The 841-nt window shown below is 44.8% G+C and carries 1 protein-coding gene; it reads left to right on the plus strand.

All coding sequences use genetic code 11. The annotated features are described in order from the left end of the window. A partial coding sequence (locus R7Q09_RS24820) for a POTRA domain-containing protein (protein ID WP_318143780.1) occupies window positions 1–841 on the plus strand: 841 nt, incomplete at both ends.

An 841-nucleotide genomic window follows, 5' to 3' on the forward strand; every position in this document is an offset into this window, starting at 1 on the left:
ATTCGTCCCAATGTCGGCCAAATGGAAACCGTCGAGTTCGACAAAATGCCTTGGGCTTTTCAATCTGGTTATGACATCACCAAAGAAATGGAGTCGAAGCTAGTGGGACTGCGTTTATCAAACGCGGAGTATCAAAAGTACATCGACCATAAGCAGGAAGTTCGCAAAAAGCTCGTTTATGGTGACGATCGCGTAGTGGATGAGATTGTGATTGTAAACAATACCCACTATAGCGATGTTTTGTTGACCAACCGTTTGGAACTGGAAACTGGCCGTAAAATCGAAACGGCTGAAATCGAAAAAGCGGTAGAAAACCTCTATGCATTGGACCGATTTGAGTTAATTACTTATCACTTTGAAGAAGTCGATGGTTCGAATTTATTGGTGTTTGACGTTAACGAAAAATCTTGGGGGCCAAACTACCTTAACTTCCGTTTCTTCCTCGAAGATGACTTTGATACCGACAGCCAATACGGCATAGGGATGTCGACTAACTTTACCAACTTAAACTCGCACGGTGCTGAAATGGCACTCAACGTTGAGATGGGCACAGATAAGCTCATTGAGGCGGAGCTGTATTCTCCGGTTCTGTCGAGCCAAGAGTTTTTTGTTGCTGGTAAGGTGGCGTACAGCAGTGAAGGGCGAAACTTGCCGGTCAGTGATGATGACTCGAGTTTAAGTTCGGTGAACGATTTTTTGCCAGTGTCTTATACCGAGTTTGTTTCCGAGATAGCGATTGGCATTCAGCCTACGTTGTGGCAAGAGTTGAGATTGGGCGGTCGATACTCTTCGGGTAGCATTGAGTTATCGACATTGGCGTCTGTAGGCAATTTAGATTTTG

This window comes from Vibrio sp. 2130-1 (genome assembly GCF_033339515.1).